This is a genomic window from Klebsiella sp. PK18 (assembly GCF_057784655.1).
The window spans coordinates 145,603-162,932 of sequence record NZ_CM173493.1; the positions used below are offsets into that span (position 1 = coordinate 145,603).

Consider the following 17,330-nt stretch of genomic DNA (forward strand, 5'->3'; position numbering starts at 1 on the left):
TTACGCTTCCTCGTGCTCGGTTTTTTCCGCTAACAGTTCGTTCAGCTCTTGCAGGACGCGTTCTGGGGTGATGTCGATCAGGCTCTGATGATAGCCTTCCGCGGCATCGCCTTTGCGCACCTTGTGGTAGCCGCTAATCAGGCGGATAACCCGCGCTTTATGCGACAGCGGCGGGGTGAAGTCCGGGCTGCTCGGGCCATACAGCGCCACCAGCGGGCGGTCCAGCGCGGCGGCGACGTGCATCAGCCCCGAATCGTTAGTCACTACAGCTTTACAGGCGGCGATCAGAATGACCGCCTGCTCCAGCTGGGTTTCACCCGCCAGATTACGACACCAGGCCTGCTGCTCGCTGCTGAGGGCGGCGATGATCTCTTTGCCGGCCTCGTTATCTTTCGCCGAGCCGAATAACGCAATCTGATAGCCATCGTCGATAAGCTTTTTCGCCAGCGCGGCATAGTGATAGTGCGGCCAGCGTTTGGCCGGACCGAATTCCGCGCCGGGGCAGAAGCCGATGATCGGCCGCTCGTTTGAGAGATTAAAGGCGTTGCAGGCCTGTGATTTTTCGCCATCGTTGACCTGCAGCTGCGGCCACAGCAGCGGCTGCGGCAGATCTTTGGCGCAGCGCATCACGCCGTTGTCGTAGGCCAGCGCCACGTAGCGTTCCACCATCAGCGGCCAGGCGTCTTTGTCCAGCACCCGGGCGTCGTTGAGCAGGCCGTAGCGCATCTCGCCGCGCCAGCCGGTGCGCAGCGGGATGTTGGCAAAGAAGGGGACTAATGCCGATTTAAACGAGTTCGGCAGCACGTAAGCGCGATCGTAGCGACGCTCGCGCAGGCTATGGCCGAGCTTGCGGCGTTCGCCGATAGCCAGCGCGCCGTGGCCCAACGGCATCGGGATCGCTTCATTCACTTCCGGCATGCGCGATAGCAACGGACGGCACCAGGCTGGCGCCATCACGTCGATAATCGCCTGGGGATAGCGCGCCCTGAGCGTACGATAAAGACTTTGCGACATCATCATGTCGCCCACCCAAGACGGGCCTACCACCAGAATTTTCATGTTATCTCTTACGCATCCCGATTCAGCCAGGCCATATACTCCGTTACGCCTTCGGCAACGGTTTTGAATGGTTTGTCATAGCCCGCTTTGCGCAGGTTAGTCAGATCGGCCTGGGTGAATGCCTGGTAGCGGCCTTTCAGTTTGTCCGGGAACGGGATGTACTCAATGCTGCCTTTTTTATGGAAAGCCAGGGTCGCATCGGCAACCGCCTGGAAGGATTCCGCGCGGCCGGTGCCAAGGTTGAAGATCCCGGACACGCCGTTTTCCCAGAACCACAGGTTGACGTCTGCCACGTCGCCCACGTAGACGAAGTCGCGCTTGAAGCCGTCGCTGCCTTCGAACAGTTTCGGACTTTCGCCATTATTCAGCTGGGTGTTGAGGTGGAAAGCGACGCTCGCCATGCTGCCTTTGTGGCCTTCGCGCGGCCCGTAGACGTTGAAGTAGCGGAAGCCGACGATCTGCGAATTGGCTTCCGGCAGGATCTGGCGGACGTATTCGTCGAACAGGAATTTGGAGTAGCCGTAGACGTTCAGCGGCTGTTCGTACTCACGGGACTCGATGAAGTCGCTGGTGCGCCCGCCGTAGGTGGCGGCGGAAGAGGCGTACAGGAACGGGATTTCGCGCTCCAGGCAGTAGTGCAGCAGCTCTTTAGAGTACTGATAGTTGTTATCCATCATGTACTTGCCATCCCACTCTGTGGTGGAAGAGCACGCGCCTTCGTGGAAGATCGCTTCGATTTCACCGAACTCTTCACCCGCCATTATCTGGATCAGAAAGTCTTCTTTATCCATGTAGTCAGCGATGTTCAGGTCAACCAGATTCACAAACTTGGTGCCGTCTTTCAGATTGTCGACAACCAGAATGTCGGTGATGCCTTTGTCATTCAGCGCTTTAACGATGTTGCTGCCGATAAAGCCTGCGCCGCCGGTAACGATGATCATAACTGTACCTTTGAAGTTGGGAGCCCGAAGACAATCCGGGCATGAATGCTCATATCATATCACCACATGAGCAAGCCTACAGCCATTCGCAGAATAAGGTGCTGGGCTGACGTGATTTATGCTGCAAATAATTCATTCAGGCCTGCATCATCTCGTATCAGCGTATAGCTTTGGGTAATATGTGCCAAATTTTGCCGAATCTGGAGAGTTGCAATGCGTGGTGATTTCTACAAACAGTTAACGAGTAATCTGGAAACCGCTCGGGCCGAAGGCTTGTTCAAAGAAGAGCGGATCATCACCTCGGCGCAGCAGGCGGACATTACCGTCGGCGACAGCCATGTGATTAACTTCTGCGCCAATAACTATCTGGGTCTGGCGAACCACCCGGAACTGATTGCCGCAGCGAAATTCGGCATGGACAGCCACGGCTTCGGGATGGCCTCGGTACGCTTCATCTGCGGCACCCAGGATACGCATAAGCAGCTGGAGAAGAAGCTGGCCGATTTCCTCGGTATGGAAGACGCGATCCTCTATTCCTCCTGCTTTGACGCCAACGGCGGCCTGTTTGAAACGCTGCTCGGGCCGGAAGACGCCATTATCTCCGACGCCCTGAACCATGCCTCGATCATCGACGGCGTGCGCCTGTGTAAAGCGAAGCGCTTCCGCTATGCCAACAACGACATGCAGGAGCTGGAAGCGCGTCTGAAAGAAGCGCGCGAGGCCGGCGCGCGTCACGTGCTGATCGCCACCGATGGCGTCTTCTCAATGGATGGCGTCATCGCCAACCTGAAAGGCGTTTGCGACCTGGCGGATAAATACGATGCGCTGGTGATGGTCGATGACTCCCACGCCGTCGGCTTCGTCGGCGAAAACGGCCGCGGCTCTCATGAATATTGCGACGTGATGGGTCGCGTCGACATCATCACCGGCACGTTGGGTAAAGCGCTGGGCGGCGCCTCCGGGGGCTACACCGCCGCACGCAAAGAGGTGGTTGAGTGGCTGCGCCAGCGTTCCCGTCCGTATCTGTTCTCCAACTCTCTGGCGCCGGCCATTGTGGCCGCCTCCATCAAAGTGCTGGAGATGGTTGAAGAGGGTGCAGACCTGCGCGATCGGCTGTGGGCTAACGCGCGTTTGTTCCGCGAAAAAATGACCGCGGCAGGCTTCACGCTGGCGGGCGCCGACCACGCCATCATTCCGGTGATGCTGGGTGAAGCGGTGGTGGCGCAGAACTTTGCCCGCGAGCTGCAGAAAGAAGGGATCTATGTCACCGGCTTCTTCTATCCGGTGGTACCGAAAGGCCAGGCGCGTATTCGCACCCAGATGTCGGCGGCGCATACCCCTGAACAAATTGAGCGTGCGGTGGAAGCCTTTACCCGCATCGGCAAACAACTGGGCGTCATCGCCTAATAAGGGTGTGAGATGAAAGCGTTATCCAAACTGAAAGCGGAAGAAGGCATCTGGATGACCGACGTACCGGAACCGGAAGTCGGCCATAACGATCTGCTGATTAAAATCCGCAAGACCGCCATTTGCGGAACCGACGTGCACATCTACAACTGGGATGAGTGGTCGCAGAAGACCATTCCGGTGCCGATGGTGGTCGGTCACGAATACGTCGGCGAAGTGGTGGGGATTGGTCAGGAAGTGCGCGGCTTTAAGATTGGCGACCGCGTCTCCGGCGAAGGGCATATCACCTGCGGCCACTGCCGCAACTGCCGCGCGGGCCGCACCCATTTGTGCCGCAACACCATCGGCGTGGGCGTCAACCGCCCGGGCTGCTTTGCCGAGTATCTGGTGATCCCGGCTTTTAACGCCTTTAAAATCCCCGACAATATCTCTGATGACCTGGCGTCTATCTTCGACCCGTTCGGCAACGCGGTGCACACCGCGCTCTCCTTCGATCTGGTCGGGGAAGATGTACTGGTTTCCGGCGCCGGTCCGATCGGCGTGATGGCGGCGGCGGTGGCGAAACACGTCGGCGCGCGTAACGTGGTGATCACCGACGTCAACGAGTACCGTCTGGAGCTGGCGCGCAAAATGGGCGTCACCCGCGCGGTGAACGTGGCGAAAGAGAACCTCAACGACGTGATGGCCGAGCTGGGCATGACCGAAGGTTTCGACGTGGGCCTGGAGATGTCCGGCGCGCCGCCGGCGTTTCGCAGCATGCTCGATACCATGAACCACGGCGGCCGTATCGCGATGCTGGGTATCCCGCCGTCGGATATGTCCATCGACTGGACCAAGGTCATCTTCAAAGGGCTGTTTATTAAAGGGATCTATGGTCGCGAAATGTTCGAAACCTGGTACAAAATGGCGGCGCTGATCCAGTCTGGTCTGGACCTTTCACCGATCATCACCCACCGCTTCGGCATTGATGATTTCCAGAAAGGTTTTGACGCGATGCGCTCCGGCCAGTCCGGTAAAGTGGTTCTGAGCTGGGAATAACGCCTCCGGGCTGTTGTAAAAATCAGCAAAAAAGGCGCCTGCGGGCGCCTTAATTTAGATTTGGATAACATTTTTAGCCTGCTTAATATTAAGCGCACAATTTCTACATCGATTTTACGGTTATTCGCTTATACAGTGTGTTTAGTCGCGGTTTAACTTTGTAACTATCATGCTTAAACTCTCCGTATGCTTACTGACCTGTAACTCTGCGCGCCTGCTGATGGAGGTGCTGCCGCCGCTGCTGAAGGTGGCCGATGAATGTATCGTCGTCGACTCCGGCAGCACCGACGAAACGGTCTCTATTTGTCAGCAGTTTGGTCTCACCGTCCATCATCATGCCTATAAAGCCCACGGCGCCCAGATGAACTATGCCATCGGGCTGGCCAGCCATGACTGGGTGCTGTGTATGGATAGCGATGAGATTCTTGATAACGACGTGGTGGCGGCCATTCAGGCGTTAAAAGCGGGCGAGGAGCCAGACCCAACCTGCGCCTGGCGTTTGCCGCGCTACTGGTTTGTGCTCGGCACGCAGGTGCGAACGATCTACCCTATTTCTTCGCCGGATTACCCGGTGCGTCTCTTTAACCGCCAGCAGGCGCGGTTTAACGACCGGCCGGTGGATGACCAGGTGGTCGGACACGCACGCTCCGTCAGGCTGCCGGGCTTTGTACGCCATGACACCTTTTATTCGCTGCATGAAGTGTTTAATAAGCTAAACAGCTATACCACCCGGCTGGTGAAGTACCAGCAGATCAAACCTTCGCTGACGCGGGGGATCGTCAGCGCCATTGGCGCTTTCTTTAAGTGGTATCTCTTTAGCGGAGCGTGGCGCTATGGCAAAGTCGGCGTGGTCACCGGCCTGTACGCCACGTTTTACAGCTTTCTCAAATATTTTAAGGCGTGGTACGCCCACGAAGATAACCAGGCGCCCGTCGCGCAAAAGCGAACGGACCCCTGAGTGGTCTAGTTGCCGGGATTGTCCCAGCCTTGCCATTTGAGGCGATAGTACTGGACCAGCGCGCTCTGGCTGATGCTGTCGCTGAGGATAGTGAAGAAGCGGCTGGCGTTCACGGGCTCCAGCGGGCGCTTCGGCTTGCAATACTTCACGCCGTGGAACGGATTACGCGGCTTCTGCTGCTGCGGCGGCGTTTGTTGCGCGGGCGGCTGAGCGTAGTTTGGCGTCGAGTTGTCGACCTGTGGCTCGTTGAGCAGGCTGCTCGGGCGCACCAGCGTGATATCCGGCGGCAGGTTATAGACCATCTGCTGCAGCACCCGCACCGTTGTCGGATGCGGATGGCCAATGGCTATTGCCGAACCGTTGCGCCGCGCCAGGGCGATGGCGCGATTGAACTGGGTGCGGATATCGGCTTCATTCTGCGTATCGTCAAGAAACACCTTGCGCTTAATCACCTTCACCCCGGTGCCCTGCGCGGCGCGCATGGCCTGGGTGTTGCCGATGGTGACGCTATCGAGAAAATAGAGATTGTAGCGCTCCAGGGCCTGCATCACCTTCTGCATACCAAACAGGTTGGAGGTCATCGCGCTGCCCATATGGTTATTCAGCCCGACGGCGTAGGGAACTTTGCCGTAAGCCTCGCGAATGATGCGCTCGATCTCCTCGCTGCTCATTTCGGGACGCAGGGTGTCTTTTTCCAGCGGCTGTTTGCTGAGCGGCGCCATCGGCAGGTGGATGAGCACTTCATGGCCCAGATTATGCGCTTTCGTGGCCATTTCCCGGGCGTGCGGCGCGTTCGGCAGCACGGCGACGGAGATAGTTGACGGCAGCGCCAGCACCTGATTCTCGGTCTGCGGGCGGTAGCCAAAATCGTCAATAACGATGGAGAGTTTGCCAGCGAACGCTGGCGCCGCCAGAGCCAGCGAACCGGCTACGGCAAGAGCAATTGCGCGAAATTGAAGCAAAACTTATCTTCCCAACCACGGCTGTGGATTGACCGCCTGACCCTGGCGGCGAATTTCGAAATAGAGCGACGGACGGCCCTGACCGCCGCTGCTGCCTACGAGCGCGATAGGCTGACCGGCACGAACCTGCGTACCGACGCTGACCAGCGCGCTTTGGTTATAGCCATACAGGCTCATGTCGCCTTTGCCATGTTCGACCACCACCACCAGACCATAGCCCTGCAGCCAGTCGGCCAGAATGACCCGACCATCGGCAATGGCTCTGACTTCGGTGCCTTCAGACGCGGCGATAACCATCCCTTTCCAACGTAGTTCACCTTGCAGCTGTTCGCCATATCGATGAAGGAGCGGACCGCGAACCGGCCAGAACGCCTGGCCGCGCGGCGAGCCCAGCCCGCCGGTGCGTGACATCAGCGAACGCTCGCTTTCCGTTGGTTTATAGGTGGTGCCTTTGCGCGATGCTTCCTGCTGGCGGTCGCGCACCGCCTGCGCATCGCGAGCTTCCCGATCGGCTCGGGCTTTGGCGGCAGCCTCCGCCTGGGCGATACGACCGCGTAGGCGCGATTCGTTAGCCCGCAATTCACTTAACTGTTGCTGACCCTGCTGAATGGCGGACTCCAGACCGGAAAGGGTCTTTTTCCGTTCGTTACGCGCCTGCTCCAGCTTCGCCTGCTGGGCTTTTTGCTCGTAGACCAGCGTCTGCTGCTGGCTCTGCTTCTCTTCGAGCATCGACTTTTGCACCGCCATCTCTTCGCGCGTTTTCTTCAGCTCCGCAATAGTCTCCTGACGGGCCTGGTTGAAATAGCTGAAGTAGACCTGCATCCGCTGATTGCGCTGGCCCTCTTCACCGCTCAGCACCATCTGGATGCCGGTATGCGGCCCCTGGCGGAACGCGGCGTCAAGCTGCGCAGCGAGGTTACGCTCCTGAGACGCGCGCTGACGCTCCAGCTTCGCGAGAGAAGCGTTCATCTCGTCAATCTGCTTATTGAGCTGGTTCAGGCTGTCCTGGGTTTCACGCAGTTTGCGGGCCGCGGCGGCGATCGCCTCTTCCTGCGCTTTGAGCTGGGCGAGCAGGCTTGCGCGCTGCTGCTGCTGTTGCTTAATCGCCCGCTGCCTGGCGGCGATGTCGGCCTGGATGGACTTTAGCTGATCGCGATCGTCGGCGTGCGCAGATGACGCGCACAGCAATACGCCAGCGCTGAGCGCGCTGGCGTAAAGGACGGATCGAACTGCCGTTGCGATCCATGTAGTTGAATACGTCGCCTTTCCCCTCATGGGGAAGGATTATTCCACGATGAACAGCGGCTTGCCAGTCATCTCTTGCGGGATTTCCATTCCCATCAGCGACAGCATGGTCGGGGCGATGTCGGAAAGTTTACCGCCATTGACCGCTTTGACCGCTTTGTTACCGACGTAGATCAGCGGAACCGGCAGGTTGGTATGGGCGGTGTGCGCCTGACCGGTGGCCGGGTCGCGCATCTGCTCGGCGTTGCCGTGGTCGGCGGTGATCAGCAGCTGGCCGCCAACGGATTCCACCGCCTGAGTCACCTGGTCGATGCAGTGATCCAGCGCTTCAACCGCTTTCACTGCCGCTTCCATCACCCCGGTATGGCCAACCATATCGCCGTTCGGGTAGTTACAGATGATGGTGTCGTATTTGCCACCTTTGATAGCGGCGACCAGTTTCTCGGTCAGCTCGGCGGAGCTCATTTCTGGCTGCAGATCGTAGGTTGCCACTTTTGGTGAGTTAATCAGAATACGCTCTTCGCCTTTAAACGGCTCTTCTACGCCGCCGTTGAAGAAGAAGGTGACGTGAGCGTATTTCTCGGTTTCGGAGATGCGCAGCTGGGTTTTATCGTGCTTCGCCATCCACTCGCCGAAGGTGTTAGCCAGTGAGGCGGGCGGATAAGCGCAGGCGACTTTGATGTCGGCGGCGTATTCGGTGAGCATCACGAAGTCGAGGTTAACCACTTTCTTACGCGCGAAGCCGTCGAAGTCGGCGTTGACGAAGGCGCGGGTGATTTCACGCGCGCGGTCAGCACGGAAGTTCATGAAGATCAGCGCGTCGCCGTCTTCCATCGCGGCATCGGCCTGGCCGGCGGCGCGGATAACGGTGGCTTTGACGAATTCGTCGTTTTCGTCACGGGCGTAGGCGGCCTGCAGACCCGCGACGGCGGTATCGGCCTGGAATTCGCCTTTCGCCAGGGTCATCAGATCATAAGCTTGTTCCACGCGATCCCAGCGGTTATCGCGATCCATGGCATAGTAGCGGCCAATAATAGACGCGATGCGGCCTTTGCCCAGCGCGGCAAATTTGGCTTCGAATGTCGCCAGCGTTTTTTCCGCGCTGCGCGGCGGCGTATCACGGCCATCAAGGAAGGCGTGCAGATAGATTTTCTCAGCGCCGCGCTCTGCTGCCAGCTCCACCATCGCCATGATGTGATCTTCGTGGCTGTGGACGCCGCCCGGAGACATCAGGCCCATGATGTGGACCGCTTTACCGGCGGCAACCGCTTTATCGACCGCGGCGGTGAGTACCGGGTTGGCGAAGAAGGTGCGTTCTTTAATTTCAACATCGAGACGGGTCAGGTCCTGGTAGACGATACGACCGGCGCCCAGGTTGACGTGGCCTACTTCGGAGTTCCCCATCTGACGGTCCGGCAGGCCGACTTCCAGGCCAGATGCATCGATCAGGGTATGCGGACGTTTGGCCCACAGGGCGTCCATTACCGGCGTTTTAGCGCTGTAAATGGCGTTATCCTGTTGGTCTTCGCGATAGCCGTAGCCATCCAGAATCACCAGTACCATAGGTTTTTTAGAAACCGACATTGCGACAACCTCATGCTCAAAGACAGAAATTTTGCGTAATTTTACTACAGCTGAATCGTTTAAATCCCCGTGAAAGATCAAAGAAAGGGAAGGGGCGGCGTCAGAGGCGATGATGAAGGCGGCTTTTTTTTCGTGACCGCCCGCAGAAAATACATTACATCGCGCTCACTGGCTGTATTTGCCGCAATGCACAGGTATACTCCTTCCCTGGTTTTTTATCACTTAGTCGGGAGTTGTAACCCCCCATGCAAGAAATTATGCAATTCATCGGCCGTCACCCGGTCCTGAGCATCGCGTGGATCGCGCTGCTGGGTGCGGTACTGTTCACCACCTTTAAAGGGTTGATGTCGAAAGTTAAAGTCATCACCCGTGGTGAAGCGACGCGTCTTATCAATAAAGAAGATGCGGTGGTGGTCGACCTGCGTCAGCGTGACGATTTCCGTAAAGGCCATATTGCCGGCGCCATCAACCTGCTGCCTGCCGATATCAAAGCCAATAACGTCGGCGAGTTGGAAAAACACAAATCGCAACCCATTATTGTGGTAGACGGTTCCGGCATGCAGGCGCAAGAGCCAGCCAGCGCGCTGAACAAAGCCGGGTTTGAAAAAGTCTTTGTACTGAAAGAGGGCATCGCAGGCTGGAGCGGCGAAAACCTTCCTCTGGTACGCGGCAAATAACTTACCTCGCGTGGTAATGCCGCCGCGCTTTCCCCTTCATGCCTGACGTGAGGGGAAGCTCAGGCTGCGGCGTAAAACCCCAGGGTAAAAACAGGAGTAAAGTCATGGCCAATATTGAGATCTACACCAAAGCGACCTGCCCGTTCTGCGTACGCGCGAAAGCGCTGTTGAACAGCAAAGGCGTAACGTTCCATGAGTTGCCGATCGATGGCGATGCCGCGAAGCGTGAGGAGATGATCCAGCGCAGCGGACGGACGACGGTTCCGCAGATTTTTATTGATGCGCAGCACATTGGCGGCTGTGACGACTTGTATGCGCTTGATTCACGTGGTGGACTTGATCCCCTCTTGCGCTAATTTTTGCGCGCTTTCCCTGGCGGAAGCGCGTATTTAAGGACAACACGAAAGGGTTTTACTATGTCAGAACAAAACAGCACCGAAATGACCTTCCAGATCCAGCGTATCTATACCAAAGATATCTCTTTTGAAGCGCCGAACGCGCCGCAAGTTTTCCAGAAAGACTGGCAGCCGGAAGTTAAACTTGATCTGGATACCGCCTCCACCCAGCTGGCTGAAGGCGTTTATGAAGTGGTGCTGCGTGTGACCGTGACCGCCGCGCTGGGCGAAGAAACCGCGTTCCTCTGTGAAGTACAGCAGGGCGGTATTTTCTCCATCGACGGCATCGAAGGCACCCAGATGGCGCACTGCCTCGGCGCATACTGCCCGAACATTCTGTTCCCGTACGCGCGTGAGTGCATCACCAGCCTGGTTTCCCGCGGCACCTTCCCGCAACTTAACCTTGCGCCAGTGAACTTCGACGCGCTGTTTATGAACTATCTGCAGCAGCAGGCTGGCGAAGGTGCTGAACAACATCAGGATGCCTGATGAACGCACTTAATGCTGCAATGACTGTGATCGGTGCCGGCTCTTACGGCACCGCTCTTGCCATCACCCTGGCAAGAAATGGCCACCACGTTGTGCTCTGGGGCCATGACCCGAAACATATCGCGACGCTGCAACACGATCGCTGCAACGCCGCGTTCCTTCCCGATGTGCCTTTCCCGGATACGCTGCATCTTGAGAGCGACCTGGCCACCGCGCTGGCCGCCAGCCGCGACATCCTTGTCGTGGTGCCAAGCCATGTGTTCGGCCAGGTATTACGTCAGATTAAACCGCTGATGCGTCCTGACGCACGTCTGGTGTGGGCGACCAAAGGCCTCGAGGCTGAAACCGGCCGCCTGCTGCAGGACGTAGCGCGTGAAGCGCTGGGCGATGATATCCCGCTGGCGGTGATCTCGGGGCCAACCTTCGCCAAAGAGCTGGCCGCCGGTCTGCCGACGGCGATTTCGCTGGCAGCGACGGATCCGCAGTTTGCCGAGGATCTGCAGCACCTGCTGCACTGCGGCAAAAGTTTCCGCGTCTACATCAATCCGGACTTTATCGGCGTGCAGCTCGGCGGCGCGGTGAAAAACGTCATTGCCATCGGGGCCGGTATGTCGGATGGCATCGGCTTCGGCGCCAATGCGCGTACGGCGCTGATTACCCGTGGGCTGGTGGAAATGTCCCGTCTCGGCGCGGCGCTGGGCGCCGATCCGGAAACCTTTATGGGCATGGCCGGTCTCGGTGACCTGGTGCTCACCTGCACCGACAACCAGTCCCGTAACCGTCGCTTCGGCATGATGCTCGGCCAGGGTATGGACGTGCAGAGCGCCCAGGACAAGATTGGCCAGGTGGTCGAAGGCTACCGCAATACCAAGGAAGTTCGCGTTCTGGCACAGCGTTTAGGTGTCGAAATGCCAATAACCGAGGAAATTTATCAGGTATTGTATTGCGGAAAAATTGCGCGCGAGGCAGCATTGACCTTATTGGGTCGCGCCCGCAAGGACGAGCGCAGCAGCAATTAGCTTTCCTTTGTCACCTGAATGACCCTGCCAGCGCAGAACTGGCAGGTCATTATCATATCGTCTGGAGTATGCAATGCCGTGTGAAGAACTGGATATCGTCTGGAATAATATTAAAGCCGAAGCCCGGGCTCTGGCTGACTGTGAGCCGATGCTCGCCAGTTTTTACCACGCTACGCTACTCAAGCATGAAAATCTGGGCAGTGCGCTGAGCTATATGCTGGCCAACAAGCTGGCTTCGCCGATTATGCCGGCGATCGCCATTCGCGAAGTGGTCGAAGAGGCCTATGCCGCCGATCCGGAAATGATCGCCTCCGCCGCCTGCGATATTCAGGCGGTGCGCACGCGCGACCCGGCGGTGGATAAATACTCCACGCCGCTGCTCTACCTGAAGGGTTTCCATGCGCTGCAGGCCTACCGTATCGGCCACTGGCTGTGGACTCAGGGCCGACGTGCGCTGGCGATTTTCCTGCAAAATCAGGTCTCCGTCTCCTTCCAGGTGGATATCCACCCGGCGGCGAAAATCGGCCGCGGGATCATGCTCGACCACGCCACCGGCATTGTGGTCGGCGAAACGGCGGTGATTGAAGATGACGTCTCTATCCTGCAGTCGGTCACCCTCGGCGGTACCGGTAAAACCAGCGGCGACCGTCACCCGAAAATTCGCGAAGGCGTGATGATTGGCGCCGGGGCGAAGATCCTCGGTAATATCGAAGTGGGACGTGGGGCGAAGATTGGCGCCGGTTCGGTGGTATTGCAGCCGGTTCCGCCGCACACCACCGCGGCGGGCGTACCGGCGCGCATCGTTGGCAAGCCGGAGAGCGACAAGCCGGCGATGGACATGGATCAGCATTTCAACGGCATCCACCACACCTTCGAGTACGGCGACGGGATTTGATGTATTGCCATTTGCCGCTGTTAAGCTTAGATATGTAGCCCGGATAAGGCGCGGTGCGCCGCCATCCGGGAATGGCTCAGGTTAGCTGCGCAACACGGCGCCCGGATACCCCAGCTGGCGCCAGGCTTCATACACCACCACCGACACCGCGTTGGACAGGTTCATGCTGCGGCTGTCCGGCATCATCGGAATACGGATTTTCTGCTCTGGCGGCAGGGCATCGAGGATGCTGGCCGGCAGACCGCGGGTTTCCGGGCCAAACATCAAGAAATCGCCATCCTGATAGCTCACTGCGCTGTGCGCCGGCGTGCCTTTGGTGGTCAGGGCGAACAACCGCTGTGGCTGCGCGCTGGCGAGAAACGCCGCGTAATCCGCATGGCGCTGCACGGCAGTGAACTCGTGATAGTCCAGTCCGGCGCGTCTCAGGCGTTTATCGTCCCAGGTAAAGCCCATCGGCTCAATGATATGCAGACTGAAGCCCGTGTTGGCGCACAGGCGGATAATATTCCCGGTGTTCGGCGGGATCTCTGGTTCGAATAACACGATGTTCAGCATACTGCCCCCTTAATTGCGGGGGGCAGAATAGCAGATATTTGGCGAACCCTCACCCCGGCCCTCTCCCTGAGGGAGAGGGGGAAAACCGGCGCCGGTCGGTGGATCGGAGGGTGCGGGTAAAGGACTCACCCATCAGTCGATACTTCTCGTGGACAGAGGCTCAGGGAAACGCCGCCGCTAACCTGTCTGCCGGACAGTCCCCTCTCCCTGAGGGAGAGGGTTAGGGTGAGGGGAGAGAATGACGCCGCCGCCTACGCGGCGTTATTCTGCTTGAGCGCATCGAAGGTCTGCAGCGCTTCGGCGTTCTGCACCAGCGAATCACGGCTGATTTCACGGATGGTTTTCGCCCCGGTCAGGGTCATCGCCACTTTCATTTCTTTTTCGATCAGGTTCAGCAGATTCGCCACGCCCTGCTTACCGTGGGTCGCCAGGGCGTACAGGTAAGCGCGGCCCAGTAGCACGCTGTCGGCGCCCAGGGCGATCATCCGCACCACGTCGAGCCCGTTGCGGATGCCGCTGTCGGCGAGAATAGTGATGTCGCCTTTCACCGCGTCGGCAATTGCCGGCAGGGCGCGGGCCGAGGAGAGCACGCCATCGAGCTGGCGGCCGCCGTGGTTAGAGACCACAATGCCGTCAGCGCCGAAGCGCACCGCGTCTCGGGCGTCCTCCGGATCGAGGATCCCTTTGATCACCATCGGACCGTCCCAGAAATCGCGGATCCACTCGAGGTCTTTCCATGAAATCGACGGATCGAAGTTATTCGCCAGCCAGCCGATGTAATCCTCCAGACCGGTCGGTTGGCCGAGATAGGCGGAGATATTGCCCAGATCGTGCGGGCGACCGTTAAGGCCGACGTCCCACGCCCACTGCGGATGAGACACCGCCTGCCAGTAGCGGCGCAGGGCGGCGTTCGGGCCGCTCATGCCGGAATGGGCGTCGCGGTAGCGGGCGCCAGGGGTCGGCATATCGACGGTAAAGACCAGCGTCGAGCAGCCGGCGGCCTTGGCGCGCTCCAGCGCATTGCGCATAAAGCCGCGGTCGCGCAGGACGTATAACTGGAACCACATCGGGCGTTTGATGGTCGGGGCGACCTCTTCAATCGGGCAAACGGAAACGGTAGAGAGGGTGAACGGAATGCCTTTGTCGTCCGCCGCGCCGGCGGCCTGCACTTCGCCGCGGCGAGCGTACATGCCGCACAGCCCGACCGGCGCCAGCGCCGTCGGCATCGCCAGCTTCTCATTGAACAGAGTGGTCTCGAGACTCAGATCCGACATATTGCGCAAAATACGCTGGCGCAAGGCCACATCGGACAGGTCCTCGACGTTACGGCGCAGGGTATGTTCGGCGTAGGCGCCGCCGTCGATATAGTGGAACAGAAACGGCGGCAGGATACGCTGTGCGGCGGCGCGATAGTCGCTGGCGGCGGAAATAATCATCACGAGTTCTCCCTGGAATTTTCATTGTGGTCACCGGGCAGGCGGGTAATTCGCGCCTGGCGGGCCTGGTCTTCATCAAAACGTTTAATCGTGGCGTGGACAAAACCTAAGTGGCCCATCATCGCCTGCCGCGCCGCCTCGGCGTCACCGGCAACAATAGCCTCCATAACGGCCTGGTGCTGTTCAGTCAGGCGGGCAAACACCGGCGGCACCAGATACATGCGCTGGCGGCTCTGCTTAACGGAGGAGTGCAGCAGGTCGAAAAAACCGCGCATGGTTTGCAGGAGCACCACGTTATGCGAGGCTTCGGCGATGGCCAGATGGAAGCGGACATCCGCCTGCGAGGCGATATCCGGGTCTTCACTCTGGGTCGCTTCAAAGCACAGACGAATTTTTTCTTTATCGGCGTCGGTGGCCCGCATCGCTGCGTGCCACGCGGTGCTGGCCTCGATGGCGTGGCGGGCTTCGAGGATGTCGAAGCTGTAGTCCGGGTCATCGGCCAGTAGCGTCTTCAGCGGCTGGACGATGTTTTGCTCCGACCACGGTTCATGCTGCCAGCGGACGAAGGTGCCGCCGCCGCGACGGCTCAGCAGCACGCCTTCATTGACCAGCATCGCCAGCGCTTCGCGCAGGGAATTGCGCGAGACGCCGAGCTGGGCGGCGAGCTGGCGTTCAGCGGGCAGTCGCATGCCCGCCTCCAGCTGTTGTTCTTCAATCAGCGCCCGGACGCGACGCGCCACGTCGTCGGCCAGGCGTTTAGGCATCACTATCACGGGATCATCCAGGTTAAAACGTAGGCCTGCAGCGTGGTGATCAGGCCCACCATGCAGGTGAAGATCAGGCTGTGTTTGACGGTAAAGCGGAACAGATCCGACTCTTTACCCACCAGGCCTACCGCTGCGCAGGCGATGGCGATCGACTGAGGGGAAATCATCTTGCCGGTGACACCGCCGGTGGTGTTGGCCGCGACCAGCAGAATATCGGAGACGCCAATCTGCTGCGCGGCCGTTGCCTGCAGTGCGGCGAACAGGGCGTTAGACGAGGTGTCCGAACCGGTCAGGAATACCCCCAGCCAGCCAAGGAACGGCGAGAAGAAGGTAAACGCGTGGCCGGTATGCGCCAGCGCCAGGGCCAGGGTCGACGACAGCCCGGAGTAGTTGGAGATAAAGGCGAACGCCAGCACCATGCCGATAGAGTAGATCGGCAGCGCCAGATCCTTCAGCGTCCCGGCGAAGGTGGTCAGCGCGTCTTTTGGCTTCATGCGCAGCCAGACGATGGACAGCAGGGCGGCGAACAGAATGGCGGTGCCGGTTGCCGACAGCCAGTCGAATTTATACACCGCGGCGTATGGCGTCGCGGCGCTAACTACCGGCGGCATACGGGCAACCATTTTGTCGAGGAACGGCACCGAAATATTGATGACGAAGTCATACATTGCGCCGCCCGGTGCGAACAGCGCTTTAAACGGCGGTACGCTCCACAGGGTCACGGTGGCGGTCAGGAACAGGAACGGCGACCAGGCGCGGATCACTTGTCCCGCCGTGTAGCGGGTGCGGGCCAGCGTCATATCCACCTGCGAGGCGCCGATATCGCCGAAGCGGAAGATGCGTACCGGCTGCCAGCGTTTGAGGAACAGGGTCAGACAGACCAGGGAGACCAGCGACGAGATGATGTCCGGCAGCTCCGGGCCAAGGAAGTTAGAGCTGAGGTACTGGGCAATAGCGAACGAACCGCCTGCCACCATCACCGCCGGCCAGGTCTCTTTGATGCCGCGCCAGCCATCCATGATGGCCATGATCCAGAACAGGACGATAATGGTCAGGAACGGCAGCTGACGGCCCACCATCTGGCCGATAGCAAAGCTGTCGATACCGGTCACCTGGCCGGCGACCAGGATCGGGATGCCCATCGCGCCGAAGGCCACCGGCGCGGTGTTGACGATCAGGCACAGGCCAGCCGCATACAGCGGGTTAAACCCAAGGCCGACCAGCAGCGCGGCGGTAATCGCCACCGGCGCGCCGAAACCCGCCGCCCCTTCGAGAAAGGCGCCGAACGAGAAGCCGACGATCAGCATCTGCAGGCGCTGGTCCGGCGTAATCGACAGAATCGATGAGCGGATGATGTCGAACTGCCCGGTCTTCACCGAGATTTTATAGACGAAGACCGCGGCGATAATAATCCACGCGATAGGCCACAGGCCGTAGAAGAAGCCGTAGACCACCGAGGCTAAGGCGCGGTCCACCGGCATTTTATAGAACAGCAAGGCGACGGCCAGCGCAATAGCGACGGTCCAGGTGGCTGCGAGGTAGCCTTTCAGTTTGAGCTTAATCAGCGCAAAAAAGAAAAACAGAATCGGTAGCGATGCGATAAGACTGGATAACCAGATATTACCGGCGGGATCGTAGTTTTGTTGCCAGAGATTCATGCAGGGTCTCCATCGGGCCGCCAGGAGAGGAGGGCTGAGTCTGCGCTCATTGCCGATCCCATCGTAGGTAAAATTGGCCCGGCCAATTAAGGGTATCAGGGTTGATGACAACGAATGGTTAATCATATGTTGCTCTTAAGCAACGTATTTGTGATGTATTTTGATGGATTTGTGAACTGCTGGGGGGTAGATGAAATTATTGGTAGGACCAATCGACCTGGCTGAGGGTAAAAATGTGGGAAGTG

At 58.9% G+C, this 17,330-nt stretch carries 17 protein-coding genes; 8 read left to right on the forward strand and 9 right to left on the reverse strand.

The features are described 5' to 3' along the window. Together rfaF and rfaD are read right to left on the reverse strand one after the other, a co-directional pair. Positions 1 to 1,059, reverse strand: coding sequence for an ADP-heptose--LPS heptosyltransferase RfaF (rfaF, locus tag AC3EMD_RS00710; protein ID WP_008806848.1), 1,059 nt, complete (start codon positions 1,057 to 1,059; stop codon positions 1 to 3). A gap of 8 nt (positions 1,060 to 1,067) precedes the next feature. Further along, entirely contained in the window at positions 1,068 to 2,000 is a 933-nt protein-coding gene (gene rfaD / locus AC3EMD_RS00715; protein WP_008806849.1) for an ADP-glyceromanno-heptose 6-epimerase, read from the reverse strand. Positions 2,001 to 2,213: 213 nt separating this feature from the next. On the opposite strand from rfaD, the gene kbl reads away from it, so the two are divergent. The 3 genes from kbl (at position 2,214) to AC3EMD_RS00730 (ending at position 5,403) form a co-directional block, all read left to right on the forward strand. After that, on the forward strand, positions 2,214 to 3,407 hold the full coding sequence (gene kbl, locus AC3EMD_RS00720) for a glycine C-acetyltransferase (RefSeq protein ID WP_302073883.1): 1,194 nt from the start codon (positions 2,214 to 2,216) through the stop codon (positions 3,405 to 3,407). 12 nt (positions 3,408 to 3,419) lie between these two features. After that, positions 3,420 to 4,445, forward strand: coding sequence for an L-threonine 3-dehydrogenase (gene tdh, locus AC3EMD_RS00725; RefSeq protein ID WP_004205051.1), 1,026 nt, complete (start codon positions 3,420 to 3,422; stop codon positions 4,443 to 4,445). Between the two features lie 169 nt (positions 4,446 to 4,614). Beyond that, a complete protein-coding gene (locus tag AC3EMD_RS00730) occupies positions 4,615 to 5,403 on the forward strand; it encodes a glycosyltransferase family 2 protein (RefSeq protein WP_012540315.1) in 789 nt (262 codons plus the stop codon). 5 nt (positions 5,404 to 5,408) lie between these two features. Here AC3EMD_RS00730 and AC3EMD_RS00735 read toward each other — a convergent pair whose 3' ends face one another. The 3 genes from AC3EMD_RS00735 to gpmM are packed head-to-tail and all read right to left on the reverse strand — an operon-like array spanning position 5,409 to position 9,194. After that, positions 5,409 to 6,365: a divergent polysaccharide deacetylase family protein gene (locus tag AC3EMD_RS00735; protein ID WP_008806852.1), complete on the reverse strand. Its 957-nt coding sequence runs from the start codon at positions 6,363 to 6,365 to the stop codon at positions 5,409 to 5,411. Between the two features lie 3 nt (positions 6,366 to 6,368). After that, entirely contained in the window at positions 6,369 to 7,640 is a 1,272-nt protein-coding gene (envC, locus tag AC3EMD_RS00740; RefSeq protein WP_008806853.1) for a murein hydrolase activator EnvC, read from the reverse strand. A gap of 9 nt (positions 7,641 to 7,649) precedes the next feature. Continuing rightward, positions 7,650 to 9,194 (reverse strand): 2,3-bisphosphoglycerate-independent phosphoglycerate mutase, encoded by a 1,545-nt coding sequence (gene gpmM, locus AC3EMD_RS00745; protein WP_008806854.1) that lies wholly within the window; start codon positions 9,192 to 9,194, stop codon positions 7,650 to 7,652. 245 nt (positions 9,195 to 9,439) lie between these two features. Here gpmM and AC3EMD_RS00750 point away from each other — a divergent pair, with 245 nt between their 5' ends. The 5 genes from AC3EMD_RS00750 (at position 9,440) to cysE (ending at position 12,669) form a co-directional block, all read left to right on the forward strand. Continuing rightward, on the forward strand, positions 9,440 to 9,871 hold the full coding sequence (locus AC3EMD_RS00750; RefSeq protein WP_008806855.1) for a rhodanese-like domain-containing protein: 432 nt from the start codon (positions 9,440 to 9,442) through the stop codon (positions 9,869 to 9,871). Positions 9,872 to 9,975: 104 nt separating this feature from the next. Beyond that, positions 9,976 to 10,227, forward strand: coding sequence for a glutaredoxin 3 (gene grxC / locus AC3EMD_RS00755; protein WP_008806856.1), 252 nt, complete (start codon positions 9,976 to 9,978; stop codon positions 10,225 to 10,227). Between the two features lie 60 nt (positions 10,228 to 10,287). After that, entirely contained in the window at positions 10,288 to 10,755 is a 468-nt protein-coding gene (secB, locus tag AC3EMD_RS00760) for a protein-export chaperone SecB (RefSeq protein ID WP_002922428.1), read from the forward strand. Further along, entirely contained in the window at positions 10,755 to 11,774 is a 1,020-nt protein-coding gene (gene gpsA, locus AC3EMD_RS00765; protein ID WP_008806857.1) for an NAD(P)H-dependent glycerol-3-phosphate dehydrogenase, read from the forward strand. Before secB ends, gpsA begins: the two co-directional genes overlap by 1 nt. 73 nt (positions 11,775 to 11,847) lie before the next feature. Beyond that, positions 11,848 to 12,669, forward strand: coding sequence for a serine O-acetyltransferase (gene cysE / locus AC3EMD_RS00770; RefSeq protein ID WP_002922426.1), 822 nt, complete (start codon positions 11,848 to 11,850; stop codon positions 12,667 to 12,669). 81 nt (positions 12,670 to 12,750) lie between these two features. Here cysE and trmL read toward each other — a convergent pair whose 3' ends face one another. From trmL to lldP, 4 genes are all read right to left on the reverse strand, one after another. Beyond that, a complete protein-coding gene (trmL, locus tag AC3EMD_RS00775) occupies positions 12,751 to 13,224 on the reverse strand; it encodes a tRNA (uridine(34)/cytosine(34)/5-carboxymethylaminomethyluridine(34)-2'-O)-methyltransferase TrmL (protein WP_004205043.1) in 474 nt (157 codons plus the stop codon). 251 nt (positions 13,225 to 13,475) lie between these two features. After that, on the reverse strand, positions 13,476 to 14,660 hold the full coding sequence (gene lldD, locus AC3EMD_RS00780) for an FMN-dependent L-lactate dehydrogenase LldD (RefSeq protein WP_143832768.1): 1,185 nt from the start codon (positions 14,658 to 14,660) through the stop codon (positions 13,476 to 13,478). After that, entirely contained in the window at positions 14,660 to 15,433 is a 774-nt protein-coding gene (gene lldR, locus AC3EMD_RS00785; protein WP_008806859.1) for a transcriptional regulator LldR, read from the reverse strand. Before lldR ends, lldD begins: the two co-directional genes overlap by 1 nt. Next, on the reverse strand, positions 15,430 to 17,085 hold the full coding sequence (lldP, locus tag AC3EMD_RS00790; protein ID WP_008806860.1) for an L-lactate permease: 1,656 nt from the start codon (positions 17,083 to 17,085) through the stop codon (positions 15,430 to 15,432). The genes lldR and lldP overlap by 4 nt, the downstream gene beginning before the upstream one ends. Positions 17,086 to 17,330: the final 245 nt, after the last annotated feature.